Source organism: Pseudomonas sp. UTLPPB19802 (genome assembly GCF_059730225.1).
Window position 1 is genome coordinate 5,828,586 of the sequence record NZ_AP048545.1, and the last position, 13,451, is coordinate 5,842,036.

Here is a 13,451-nt window from a genome sequence, read left to right on the forward strand (position 1 = left end):
TCGCTGGCGGGGCGTCAGTTGGGGCAGTGTTATCGTTCATCGCCAGCAAGCCGGCTCCCACATAAGATCATCACTCCCACAAGGGGATCATTATTCCCACAGAGGGTCATCGCTCCACAGGAAGCTCGAGCTGAGCTTTGAAAGAGGCAGCGCAAAAAGGGCGACACCCGGCAAGGTGTCGCCCTTTTTTGTACGCCTCGAGGCGTCAGTGGCTCAAGTGCGCTCCAACGCGTTCACGAGGTCGTGAAACGCTTCGCGGTTGGAGTCGTTCAAGCCCATGAGGATCTTGTGCGCTTCCAGCACCTTGACCCGCACCACCTCTTCCGACTGGTCCTGCGAAGGCAGGTCGGTCAGGCATTCCGGGCACGGAATCGGGCGGTTGACGATGTTGAACACCTGGTCAAAACCCATGGATTGCAACAGGCGGGTAATGTCGTCGTGGACGGTCACTACGGTCGGCAACAGGCCGACTTTCTGCCGCGACAGGATCGAGAGCTTGGCGAGCAAGCCCAGGGTCGTGCTGTCGATGCTGCGGGTTTCGGTCAGGTCGATCACGATCGCCGTGAAATTCAGCGCCGTGAAGATCTTCTCGATCGTGGCATCCAACGCTGAACACAGGGTCAGGCGCACTTCACCGACGAACTTCAGAACGAAGGTGCCATCCTGCTCGGCGAATTGGATTCTACCGGTACTCATCAAAGGTTCCTGCTCAACACTAACAGGGCGATATCATCCGGCATCTCCCCTAGCGTGGCCAATCCGAAAACCTGGCGCAAGCCATCCAGGCTGCCACCGGCTGTTCTCACCAATTCAGGCAAGGCAGCCTCTTTCTCTTTGAGTGTATCTTGTTGCAAAAGGTCCAGAATGCCATCAGACATAAGTGTAAGACTGAATGTCGGCGGCAGCTCCAGAATGTGGTCCTCGTAGGTGGCCTCGTTGAACAGGCCGACCGGCAGACCACGCCCTTCCAGGTAACGCACACTGTCCGGAGTGTAGAGCACCGGCAGCGGCAGGTGCCCACCGATGCTGTAGGTCAACAGCCCGGTTTCCTCGTCAATCACGCCACCGACCATGGTCACGTGCTTGCCCAGCTTGCAGTTGATCAACCCGCGGTTGATATGACCGAGCACTTGCGACGGCTTGAATTCCGGCAAGGTGCCATTGCGCTTGGATTCGAACAGCAGGCGCGTGGTCATGAATTTCAGCAGTACGGTGACGAACGCCGATGAGGCGCCGTGGCCGGAAACATCCGCCAGGTAGAACGCCACTCGCCGCTCATCGACCCGGAAGTAGTCGACGAAATCGCCCGACAGGTACAACGACGGGATGATCTGGTGGGCGAAATGGAAGTCGTCGATGCTCCAGGGGCTGACCGGCAGCATGTTCATCTGCACCTGGCGCCCGGCGTTCTGGTCTTCCTGCAGCAGGTGAAGGCTGGCCTCGAGTTCGCGGTTGGCGGCTTCGAGCTTCTCACGGTAGCGCTGGTTCTCAAGCAACAGGCGCGCACGATCCAGCGCCCGGCGCACGGAATGCTCGAGTACGGCGAGGTCTTCAAGGGGCTTGATCAGGTAGTCCGCTGCGCCCAGGCGCAAGGCCTCGACGGCATCGTTCATCACGCCGGCACCCGAGACCACGATCACCGGGGTCTGCGGCGCAAGGTCGGTGACCTGGCGGATCAGTTCGAGGCCGCCCATCTGGGGCATGCGCAGGTCACAGATCACCACGTCGGGCCGGGCCTGCTCGAATACCTGGAGTCCCTGCAGGCCGTTGCTGGCTTGCAGGACGCTGAATCCGCTGTCTTCCAAATAGGCCGCAAGGCTTGCGCGCACTACTTCGTCGTCATCTATTATCAGCAGCGTGGCACTGGTTTTCTGCATGTGGGCAAACGGAGCCAGAATTAGGTTGGCGTAGACAGCAAGGCCTGGACCCCACTCGTACTACTGGATTCGCTTTCTAGCCTCTCCGGTTCGAGCAGCCGAACGATCAGGTCCGGTGCATCGGTATCAGAGGTGCCCTTCTAAGGCGCAGACGGTACTCCCATCCGCCGGGCGTTTCAAGCTCATGCCGATGGTCGCTTGAGGTCTTTACACCTCAAATCACCGGGAGTTATAAGAAGTGTGAAAACCACAACGGAATGGAAGGACGAAGTCGATGAGCCAAACCGATCGTGACTACACGGAAAAGCGTGATTACATCCGGATGCGCGTCGATGCCGACGTGACGCTGATCCATGCCGGGCTGGAGATTTCGGCGGTGTGCCTGGACCTGTCCAGCAGCGGGATGCAGGTGGCTGCGCCGCGGGCATTCAAGGCGGGAGACCGGTTGCTGGTGAGGATCGACTCCGATCACCCGTCGCTGAAAGGGCTGGAAGCAGAAACCGAAGTAGTGTGGGTAAGGGATCAGGATGGGGGGCAGAGGCTGGGGTTGCATATTCTCAAGATGAGTTGAGCGATTCGTTTGAGATGGGTGGGGGATGGCCGCCCTTGGCGGTTCGCCGGCAAGCCGGGCTCCTACACGGGGGAACGGAGTTCCCAGGACCGGCGTTTCAGGCAGGCATGAAAAAGGCGACTCCTGGAGTCGCCTTTTTGTTGGCAGGATCGGACACTAGAAGTCGTCGACGACCTTGCCGTCCTTGACCTTGAACTCGCGGTTCTGCAGGTAGGCGTTGCGGATGAAGATGTACTTGTCGCCGCTGATCAGCTTCTCGCTCGACAACAGGCTGGCACGGGTGTCGATCAGATCCAGGCCCATGGTGATGTTGCGTGCCGGAACGTCATGGATGTAGCGATAGGGTTCGGTGTAGCTGTCGACCACCTTGGACGGCGCATCCCGCAGGGTGCTTGGGCCGAAGAATGGAATGACCACGTACGGGCCACTGCCCACGCCCCAGTGACCGAGGGTCTGGCCGAAGTCTTCATCGTTGCGCTGCAGCCCCATTTTGGTGCCCACGTCGAAGAAGCCCGCCACGCCCAGGGTGGTGTTGAGCAACAGGCGTGCGGTATCGACACCCGCTGCCTGCGGCTTGAATTGCAGCACGTCGTTGACCAGGTTCCCGACATCGCCGAAGTTACGGAAAATGTTGTGGATGCCGTCTTCCAGGAACTGCGGGGTCACGGTCTGATAGCCCTGGGCCAGGGGTTTCAGGGCGTAGGTGTCGAGGGTGTCGTTGAACTTGAAGATTGGACGGTTGACGCTTTCCCACGGATCTTCGTCTGCCGCCTGCGCGGCAAAAGGCACCAGCACCATGCTGGCACACAACGACACTTGAGCTAGACGATCGATCCAGCGCATAGAAAGAAACTCCTTGGATGAGACGGGATGCGGGCGCCGTGCCCTGACCAACTGATGATTGAGGCCAGTATAAAGCGGATGCCTGCATTTAGGCAGTATGGCCGGGATAAGTCCTACAAAGAATTACAAGTCAGGCCGACAGTGATAATTCATCCAACTGTCATGGCAGCGCCTTATTCTGCGAAGTTATTTCAGGGACGTTGCCATGCCACTCACTGCCGCCACCACACCGTTGCCTACGCCCACCGCCCTGCTCTTCGGCCTGACCGGCTGCCTGGTGGACTTCGGCGCCCGGGCGCGGACTGGCCAGCGTCCCGATGATCATAGCCACGCCACGCCCGGTGCACTGGAAGTATTACAGGATTTGAAACAGCTCGGCGTGCCCTGTGCCTGGATGGACGAACTGCCCCACGACGTCAGCCTGCCACTGGCCGCCACCCTGCCCGGCTGGGTGAAGCCGGCCGGCGTCGCCGAGGACGCCCGTTGGCCAGCGCCCAACGCCTGCTGGCAGGCGCTGATGGGCCTCGGCGTGCAGCAACTGGAGGGCTGCGTGCTGGTCAGCGGCGAGCCGCGCCTACTGCAATCGGGGCTCAATGCCGGCCTGTGGACCATCGGCCTGGCCTCCTGCGGCCCATTGTGCGGGCTGACACCGCAGGAATGGCAGGCACTGAGCCGCCAGGAACGGGAGCGGAAACGCGGCAAGGCGACCGTGGAACTGTTCAGCCTCGGCGTGCACTCGGTCATCGACCACCTCGGCGAACTGTCCACCTGCCTGGACGACATCGCCTTGCGGCGCCTCAAGGGCGAAAAACCCTGATACGACGATCTTGACCGGGATCAGGCACGGATCGCCATAGTGGATTACTCTGAAAGTCAGGTACCGACCTTTCTCGTTGGGACAGGGTCTATGCCTGTGACTCTCCATAGAAGGAAACCACCATGCCTGCCCGCGAACTGCAAGAACAACTCGATACCCTGCGCGAGCAACTTGAACAGAATCCGCCGCTGTCCGAAGCCGAGCGCGCCCACCTGCAGGGCCTGATGCAGCAGATCGAACTGCAGTTGAAACTGAACAACACGACCCAGGACAACAACCTGGCCGACGGGGTGAACCTGGCGGTAGAGCGCTTCGAACTCGAACATCCGACGATCGCCGGCACCCTGCGCAATATCGTGAATACCCTGGGCAATATTGGTATCTGAGCCCTCACACCAGCCCAATGAAAAAGCCCCGGCTCTCACGAACCGGGGCTTTTTAGTTACAGCTCATTTCAGGCTATCACAGCCCTGACTGGCCGCTCAGGGCCAGGTCCATCAACTCGCGGTTGGCCACCGCGTACATGGCGTAGTCGGTGCCGCTGGCGGCACGGATTTCCACCAGCATTGCACGCCAGCGATCGGCCATGCTCGCGTTCTGCTCCAGCCACAGCGCCACGCGGGCCTCCATGTCCTGCGGCGCATCGGCCAGCTTGAGCACCGAGATGGTGATCGCGCGCTGCTGCCAGTCGACATCGTCGCGGAACGCTTCGCGAGCCTGGGCCTGCCAGTTGTTGGCCACGCGCAGGTCGCTGATCTGCTGGGAGTACCAGGTCAGGTCGAGGGCACTGCCCACCGCGAAGTAGGCCTTGGCCACTTCGGCAGCGTCGTGACCGGTGACGTCCGCGGCCTCGATGATCGGCAACAGGGTGTACAGGTGCGTGGTACCAGCCACCATCCGCGCCAGCAGTTCCGGTACGCCGGCCTCGACATAGGCCTGGTAGCGGGTCTGCCAGACTTCGCGGGTCGGGCCTTCCAGCAGTTCGTCGAGCTTGAGGCCCAACGCCGCCAGGTGCGGACCGAAGTGCGCGACGTCACGGGCTGCATCCTGCTCGTTGCGCCGGCTGCGCAGGAACCAGCGCGTGGCGCGACGGCCCAGGCGCATCAGTTCGTCCATCAGTTCCAGCTGGGTCTCGGCCGCGACCTTGTAGTCCAGGGCCTCGATCTGGCGGAACCAGTGCGGCAGGTGGAAGATGTCCCGCACGATCACGTAGGCACCGGCGACGTTCGCCGGGCTCATGCCGGTGGACTCCTTCAGGCGCTGCACGAAGGTGATGCCCATGTGGTTGACCAGGTCGTTGGCGATCTGGGTGCTGACGATTTCACGCTTGAGACGGTGACGGCGCATGGCCTCGGCGAACTTGCTCACCAGTGTCGGCGGGAAGGCGGTTTCCATGTCACGGGTCAGGTACTCGTCATCCGGCACCTTGGAGTCGAGCAGCGCGGCCTTGAGGTCGATCTTGCTGTAGGAGATCAGGACCGACAGCTCGGCGCGCGTCAGGCCCTGGCCAGCGGCGGCACGCTCGGCCAACTGCTCTTCCGACGGCAGGAACTCGATGGCGCGATCCAGCTTGCCACGGCCCTCCAGGTCGCCCATCAGGCGCTTGTACTCGGCAATCCGGTCGTAGGCACGTCGGGCTGCCAGGGACAGGGCCTGGGTCTGCTTGTAGTTGTTGCCCAGCACCAGGCCGCCGACCTCATCGGTCATGCTGGCCAGCAGTTGGTTGCGCTGCTTGTCGGTCATATCGCCAGCCTGCACCACTTCGTTGAGCAGGATCTTGATATTCACCTCGTGGTCGGAGCAGTCCACGCCACCGGCGTTGTCGATGAAGTCGGTGTTGGAACCGCCGCCATTGAGGCCGAACTCGACGCGACCGAGCTGGGTCATGCCCAGGTTGCCGCCCTCGCCCACCACCTTGCAGCGCAGCTCGTTGCCGTTGACCCGTAGCGCGTCGTTGGCCTTGTCGCCGACATCGGCGTGGCTTTCGGTGCTGGCCTTGACATAGGTACCGATACCACCGTTCCACAACAGGTCCACCGGCGCCTTGAGCAAGGCGTTGAGCAGTTCGGTCGGGGTCAGCTTGTCGGCCCTGATGTCGAAGCGTTCTTTCATCTGCGGCGAGATGGCGATGCTCTTCGCGCTACGCGAGAAGATACCGCCGCCCGCGGACATGATGCTGGTGTCGTAGTCCGACCAGGCCGAACGCGGCAGGTCGAACAGGCGCTTGCGCTCGGCGAAGCTGGTCGCCGGCTCCGGGTTCGGGTCGATGAAGATATGCAGGTGGTTGAACGCCGCCACCAGCTTGAGCTTGTCGGACATCAGCAGGCCGTTGCCGAACACGTCGCCAGCCATGTCGCCGACGCCGACCACGGTCACGCTGTCTTCCTGGACATTGATGCCACGCTCGCGGAAGTGGCGCTGCACGCCAACCCACGCGCCCTTGGCGGTGATGCCCATCTTCTTGTGGTCGTAGCCGGCCGAGCCGCCGGAGGCGAAGGCGTCGCCGAGCCAGAAGCCATAGTCGATGGCAATGCCGTTGGCGATGTCGGAGAAGGTCGCGGTGCCCTTGTCCGCAGCCACCACCAGGTAAGGGTCATCGTCGTCATGACGGACGACGTTGGCCGGTGGCACCAGGGCGCCATCCTTCAGGTTGTCGGTGATGTCCAGCAGGCCGGAGATGAAGATGCGGTAGCAGGCGATACCTTCGGCCGCAATCTCGTCACGGCTACCGCCCAGCGGCAGGCGACGCGGTAGGAAGCCGCCCTTGGCGCCTACCGGCACGATCACCGAGTTCTTCACCTGCTGGGCTTTTACCAGGCCCAGGACTTCGGTACGGAAGTCTTCCTCGCGATCCGACCAGCGCAGGCCGCCACGGGCGACATTGCCGAAGCGCAGGTGCACGCCTTCTACCCGTGGCGAGTAGACGAAGATCTCGAACTTCGGCACCGGCTTGGGCAGCTCGGGAATCGCGTGCGGGTTGAACTTGAAGCTGAAATACGACTTGTTCTGGCCGTTGGCGTCGGTCTGGTAGAAGTTGGTCCGCAGGGTCGCCTTGATCAGGTCGAGGTAGCGACGCAGGATCCGGTCTTCGTTCAGCACCTGGACGTCGTCCAGGGCGGTCAGGATCGCTTGTTCCAGGCGCTGCTGCTTGTCATCGAGGTCGTCGGTGCTGAGCTTGCGGGCCAGGTAGAAACGGGTCTTGAACAACCGGGTCAATTCGCGGGCGATATCGGTGTGGTTGTTCAGGGTGCTGGCGATATAGCCGAGGTCGAAGCCCAGGCGGATCTGCTTGAGGTAACGGGCGTAGGCACGCAGCAGCGCCACGTCACGCCATGGCAGGCCGGCGGTCAGTACCAGGCGGTTGAACGCGTCGTTCTCGGCATCGCCACTGACGATGTGGACGAAGGCGTCCTGTAGGGTGTCGTTGAGTTGCTGGATGTCCAGGTCCAGGCCTTCGGCAGCGGTGAAGGCGAAGTCATGGATCCAGAACTCGCGGCCGTTGCTGTGGCGCAGGCGATACGGGAATTCGCCCAGCACCCGCAGGCCGAGGTTTTCCAGGATCGGCAGCACGTCGGACAGCGCCAGCGGGTTATCGGCGTGATACAGCTTGCAATGCAGCTCGCGCTGGCCGGAAACCTGGCCCAGCGGCTGGTAGAAGCTCATGACCAGCGGATTGGCTTCGGTCAGACTCAGCAGGTGCTGCATGTCGACCACCGCCGAGTGCGCGGCGAAGCGCTCGCGGTAACCGGCCGGGAAACCTTTCGGGAAATCCGACAGCACGTTGGTGCCGTGGGCTTCGCCGAAGCTCTCGACCACCAGGCTGGAGTAATCGTCCTGCCAGCTGCGGCAGACCTGGATCACTTCCTTTTCCAGCAGCAGCGGGTCGATGTCCAGGCGGTTCTTCGGATCGACCCGCAGGATCAGTTGTACACGGGCCAGCACGGATTCGGAGAAGAAGGTCCAGAACTCGCAGTCGCTGGCCTTCAGGCGATCCATCAGCACTTGCTGGATCTTCTGGCGCACTTCGGTGGAGTAGATGTCACGCGGCACATAGGCCAGGCAGTAGCAGAAGCGGCCGTATGGATCCTTGCGCAGGAACACGCGGATCTTGTTGCGCTCCTGGATCTGCACGATCGACATCACGGTGCTGAACAGCTCGTCGACCGGGGTCTGGAACAGGTCGTCGCGCGGCAGCACTTCAAGCACCTGGGCCAGTTCCTTGCCCAGGTGGGCCTTGGACTGGAAGCCGGAGCGACGCTCGATTTCCTCGACCTTGCGGCGGATGTACGGGATCACCCGCACGCTCTCACCGTATACCGAGGAGGTGTAGAGACCGAGGAAGCGGCATTCCTTGACCACCTTGCCATCGGCGTCGATCACCCGTACGGAAACGAAGTCCGGGTAGGCCGGACGATGGACTCGGCTCGGGTGCGCGGCCTTGGCGAACGACAGCGGGGTCGGCTCGGCCAGGTAGGCGACGGCATAGTCCTCGATGCGCAGGTCATCGGCGGTGAGGCCGGCGCGCAGCAGCTTGGTCAGGCCGAGGAAGGAGTTCGGGTCATACTCGATGTGGCCACCGTCCTGGTCGCCATGGACCACGAACTCTTCGTAGCCGAGGAAGGTGAAGTGGTTGTTCACCAGCCATTCGAGGAAGCTCTTGATCTCGGCTTTTTCGTCTCCAGCGATGGCGAACTGGCTGTTGTCGATGCTGTCGATCAGCTCGCGAACCTTGTTCTTCATCGGTTCGAAATCGGTGACCGCGACGCGGACTTCCGCCAGGACCTGCTCCAACTCCTTGGACAGCACGCTCAGTTCAGCGCTGTTGGCGCAGCGGTCGATCTCCAGGTACATCAGCGATTCGTTGAGAATATCCTCGCCCTGGGTGCCCTTCGGCAGGATTTCCAGCAGTTCGCCCTTGGCGCCACGGCGCACGCTGAGCACGGTGGTCTGCAGGGTGTGGATGCTGTAGCCGCGGCGGTTGAGTTCGGTACGTACCGAGTCCACCAGGAACGGCAGGTCGTGGTGCAGGACTTCCACGGCGGTGTGGGTCGATTGCCAGCCATGGCGTTCGTAGTCCGGGTTGTACACCCGTACTTGTGGCTGGGCGTGGTCGAAGCGCTCCAGGAGGCGCCAGGCCGACAAGGTACAGCCGGCGAGATCGGAGAGTCGACGCTGGGTCAGTTCATCCAGGGAAATGATGCCGAAGAACTGTTCAGCAAACAGCGCCACTTGTGGCAGTGCCTGCTCGCTGATGTGCTGCGCCAGTGCCGCTTGCAGTTGATGCTGGAAGTCGGCTTTGCTGGCTGCGGTGAAGAACGCCATCTGTGGTACTCCGCTTGGGCTTGTTATATAGAGTGAAGCGTCGCGCGTTTTCCCCGTGAAAGGGGACCCTCGGCACTGCGCAGATGTAGCTTGGGCAGTGCGCAGTGACAGGTTGATGAAGCTGATCGCGACCCAGGGGTCACATCCACGTTCGAAGAGTAGCTGTTTCCGCAGCCGCTGCCGGTTTTACAGGGCGGGGCCGGGAAAGAACTATCCGTTGCGAAGCTTAACGAGAGGGTCGCCAGGCGTTCTTGCGATGCTGCGACATATTCGGATATTGCTAGGTATACCAGCGTGTGGAAGCGTCAGGGCACCGAAACACGCAAACCCAGGAGTTGCGAGACATTCAACTCGCCATTGCCGCAAAACTCGTCCTCGACCGTGAATTGGCAGGAGAAATTCCCGGGCAGGACAAGGCCACCCGTGATCATCAATTCGAAGGGGTACTGCGCCGTCAACGGGGAAAACTCCACTTTCAGCAGCGATGTGCCGTAGGCGTCGAGCAGCGTGGAAAAATACTTGTCGACTCCCTCCTGCACGGCCTGGGCAAGCATCTGCGTGGGCTGGTCCCTGTCGGAGAAGACAGCCGTCCCGTCCGACGCATAGCCGACCACCTGGCCATGAGGCGCGGAAAACACCGCCTCCAGCGCCAGGCTGTGGGCCTCGACCGGTTGCAGGGGCCTGCCCAGGTGCAGGGCATCGTTGAAAAACCCATGGATCTGCCCGCCCTCGTCGACGACCTGCTGCGCGGCCTGGTTGGTACTCATGTAGAAGCCCTCCAGCGGACACTGGAGAATCCGCTGCAGGCGATACTGAATGGTACCGGCATACCCGAGGTCGATCACCGCATAACGCCCACCCGAATGGATGCCAAGCCTATCCACGTAGTCGGTGAATGCCTGGAACTGCCCGGCACAGTAGTCGGCGATGGCCTCATGATGCGCCAGCACATGCTGCCTGACCCGAGCCTCATCGCCCGGCAGGACAATGAACTCGTCGCCGTCCCGTGTCTCGAAACCCAGCCGGGCCTTGAGCAGGGCGCCCACGGTACCGCTGAAGCGCCCGCCACGGAACAGGTCCTCGACCGCAATGCCCTGCCCCCACAACACCGCCAGTAACGATTGGCGCGAGCAAAGAAAATATTCGGTCCTTTCCCCGTCCACGTTGGCGTAATGCCGATTGAAAACCTCCTTGAGGTAGAAGCCATCCCTGGCCAGGAACAGCACGCGGTCATAACCCCCCGCGACCAGCTTTTGATCCAGCCAATTCAGAAAGCTCATGACCAGCGGCCCGTAGACCAGGTAACCGACATCGACCAGGCTGTCCAGCACAATGGGACGCAAGCCCTGTTCGAGCAGCGGGTCATTGGCGACAACCTGGACCGCCGACCCCAGCAGGATGCCATCCCGCCAGTCGTTCTCAGCCTCGCGCCAGCCTGGCGGCAACTTCAACCCGCGCTCCTGGGCAAGCACGGCCGGATTAAGGATGGCTACTGGCGACAGGCCATTGCGCAAGGCCTGCTGGATGTCCGCCTGCTCGTTATCACCGACATGCCGGATCGACGCCCCCTCCAGAGCGACCAGATAGGGCCAGATGTCGCCACGATCCTTGCGATGTCCCACCTCGCAGGAGACATACACCTCGTCGACCCAGCCCGCCACGTCGAAACGCCTCAGCACCTCGATGAGAAAACCACGGTCGAAATAGCTGTCGCTGACGATGATCACCCGCTTGCCCTGACGCTTCATCATGATCAGCACATCCAGTACCGCCTGGCGCGGAACCAGGCAGCGCTGCTCGATCTCCAGTTCCAGGGCCATGGCCACCCTGGAACGCTCGGCATTCCAGCCGAACAGGGAAAAACAGTCGTAGATATCCGAGAGCCTGACCTCGCCGGTCTTCGAGAGCTCGCGAGCCCTCGACTCGGCCGCCTTGCGCACGGCATAAAACCCCTGCGCGACCAGCGGGTCCAGGCGCTGCTCCAGCTCGAAACCGATGTAGTGCTGGACGTCCTCGGGCGACACCGAAACCCTGGAGAACAGCGTGTCGAAGAAATCGAAAGACACCACGGCGAATCCGCTGGCGTCGCCGATCCGCCTGCTCGTGACCGGGTAGTGGCTCAACAGCTTGCCGCCACCGCCCCACAGAAAGCGCTCGGCCTGCGGATTGATTTCGCCATAGACATACCCGGCATGCTCCGCGACAACCCCGATGGAGCGCTCGATCAGATGAGGCAGCGTGCCGTCGTCCGCGGCCGGCTCGGCCTCGAAATCCTCATACCGCCACGCTACCGCCAGCAAGGGTCGCAGGGCGGCGACCCGCGCCCAGAACATCCCGCCTACCGGAAAGTCGATCAGGCCCCGTCGCGGATAACGGGTGATACCCAACCTGGAGAAAAAGCCCGGTAGCAAGTGCCCTACGGACAACCAGTGATGAAACCAGTAGCTGGCCCCCTGCTCATAGGTTTCGGGGGCAATGACCCCAGCTTGCGGCCGATCCCGGTAGACCCCTCGAATCAAACCAACGGTCGCCGGACTACCCAGCAGGCAATCGAACAAATGGGTCCGCCAGGCCTTCTGGTCGTCGCCGGTTCGTAACGATTTCTTGGTGTGCAGATGCAACATCAGGTCGTGACCGAGGATCTGGTCGCGGTATTCCACCAGCCAGGGGGCAAAATTGCGTCCCCGGTTGGGACAGACTCTCACCTCGAAGCGCTCGACGCCCTGGCGCTGCAGTGTCTGCGTTACAGCAGCACGACTCGCCTCATCCGATACCGAAATGTAGAAATGGCAATTATCACCCAAGTGAGGAAAACAAGCGGCCATCTCCTGGAAAACGTCCAGGTAGAACACATGAATGACCACCGCAACGCTCTGTCTCCCAGCCGCAGTTGCGACCCGCGCCCGTGCTGACAACGCCTGATAGTCCAGGCGGCATACCGGCGACCTGGGCGAATCTGCCACGACAGTGCCCGGCGGCGCCCCCCAATACAACAGGCGCTCGCCAAAGAATCTGAACGCGACCCTGAGCAGAAACGGCCGCAGACGACCAGGTAGGCGGCGATAGACCGCACGCGCCAGTGGCCGCAACACCCGGAGCGTGTTCCGACCGCTGGTACCGCCCCCGGACAGCCATCGCCTGAGCCAGCGCAACGGAGCCGTCAGGCGCCAGGACCTGGAGGCCAATAAAGCGCTGTTCAATTCGATCAATTGCGAAACACGACCACGCAGCACTTCGTTAACCTGCTCCAGGCCGCCGATCCGTTGATCCAGATCGGCGCACTGCCCTTGCAACCCGCCAATCTGGCCTTTCAACCTGCCAACCTGCGCCGCCAGGGCGACATTGGTCTCTTCCAGCTCGAGGATACTCAGAAGATCCTCCGGCTCACTGGGCTCGACCTCCCGGGTATCGAGCCCATGGCACTGCAAGTGCCTCACCGACGACGCCTTGTCCGAGAGGCGGAAACGCAGGTACGAGACGCTGGCCGCGGTCTTGCCGAACACCCCCACATAGTCATTCCACCGCTGTTCCGGACGCGCGCCCAACTGAGCACCGATAAACGATTCGATCAACACCGGTGCATAGCCATTTCTACGGCCCCATTGAATCAACGACCGGCCCGAATCCGGGTAAAAACGCCAACTATCCACCGGGTGGCGATGAACATAACCATTGCTCGGCACGTTCAGATAAAACAGTCCATCAGCCTTCAATACCCGGAGCACTTCCAGGAACACCAGCCAGAACATGTCGGAATGTTCGAAACAGGAACTGCAAATCACCACGTCAATGGAGTCATCATCGAAGGGCAGGCAGTAGGGATCATCCAGGACCAGATCGACATTTTTGCCTTTGACAAAATCACAGCCGATGTAGTGATAGCGCTCGGGAATGAAGGCCCTGAACGACCCATTGACGTCCTGGGAGCCCACTTCAACCATCTTGACCTGCCGGCTGTCCGGGTACTGCAGCGACTCGATGAAATTCCTGCCGTGAAGCATGGCCGAAGGATGCATAGGTT

Annotated in this window: 8 protein-coding genes; 3 read left to right on the forward strand and 5 right to left on the reverse strand. The window is 61.6% G+C overall.

The features are described from left to right. Nucleotides 1–213 precede the first annotated feature (213 nt). Both rssC and rssB read right to left on the reverse strand, forming a co-directional pair. Nucleotides 214–696: an anti-sigma factor antagonist RssC gene (rssC, locus tag AC6I6U_RS25175; protein WP_177062480.1), complete on the reverse strand. Its 483-nt coding sequence runs from the start codon at nt 694–696 to the stop codon at nt 214–216. Continuing rightward, nucleotides 696–1,877, reverse strand: a complete 1,182-nt coding sequence (gene rssB, locus AC6I6U_RS25180) for a two-component system response regulator RssB (protein ID WP_497878711.1) — start codon at nt 1,875–1,877, stop codon at nt 696–698. The genes rssC and rssB overlap by 1 nt, the downstream gene beginning before the upstream one ends. 274 nt (nt 1,878–2,151) lie before the next feature. On the opposite strand from rssB, the gene AC6I6U_RS25185 reads away from it, so the two are divergent. Then, a complete protein-coding gene (locus AC6I6U_RS25185) occupies nt 2,152–2,448 on the forward strand; it encodes a PilZ domain-containing protein (protein ID WP_497878712.1) in 297 nt (98 codons plus the stop codon). A 156-nt stretch (nt 2,449–2,604) separates the two neighbouring features. Here AC6I6U_RS25185 and AC6I6U_RS25190 read toward each other — a convergent pair whose 3' ends face one another. After that, entirely contained in the window at nt 2,605–3,291 is a 687-nt protein-coding gene (locus AC6I6U_RS25190) for an MlaA family lipoprotein (RefSeq protein ID WP_497878713.1), read from the reverse strand. 205 nt (nt 3,292–3,496) lie between these two features. Between AC6I6U_RS25190 and pcrP the strand changes: the two genes are divergently transcribed. Continuing rightward, the gene (gene pcrP / locus AC6I6U_RS25195; RefSeq protein ID WP_497878714.1) at nt 3,497–4,108 is read left to right on the forward strand and encodes an HAD superfamily inactivated hydrolase PcrP; all 612 of its coding nucleotides are present in this window, start codon (nt 3,497–3,499) and stop codon (nt 4,106–4,108) included. 122 nt (nt 4,109–4,230) lie between these two features. Beyond that, nucleotides 4,231–4,494, forward strand: coding sequence for a DUF4404 family protein (locus AC6I6U_RS25200; RefSeq protein WP_497878715.1), 264 nt, complete (start codon nt 4,231–4,233; stop codon nt 4,492–4,494). A gap of 76 nt (nt 4,495–4,570) precedes the next feature. Here the strand turns inward: AC6I6U_RS25200 and AC6I6U_RS25205 are convergent, their stop codons facing one another. Both AC6I6U_RS25205 and AC6I6U_RS25210 read right to left on the reverse strand, forming a co-directional pair. After that, nucleotides 4,571–9,430: an NAD-glutamate dehydrogenase gene (locus AC6I6U_RS25205; protein WP_497878716.1), complete on the reverse strand. Its 4,860-nt coding sequence runs from the start codon at nt 9,428–9,430 to the stop codon at nt 4,571–4,573. Between the two features lie 305 nt (nt 9,431–9,735). Beyond that, on the reverse strand, nt 9,736–13,446 hold the full coding sequence (locus tag AC6I6U_RS25210; protein WP_497878717.1) for a rhamnan synthesis F family protein: 3,711 nt from the start codon (nt 13,444–13,446) through the stop codon (nt 9,736–9,738). Between the last annotated feature and the right edge of the window lie 5 nt (nt 13,447–13,451).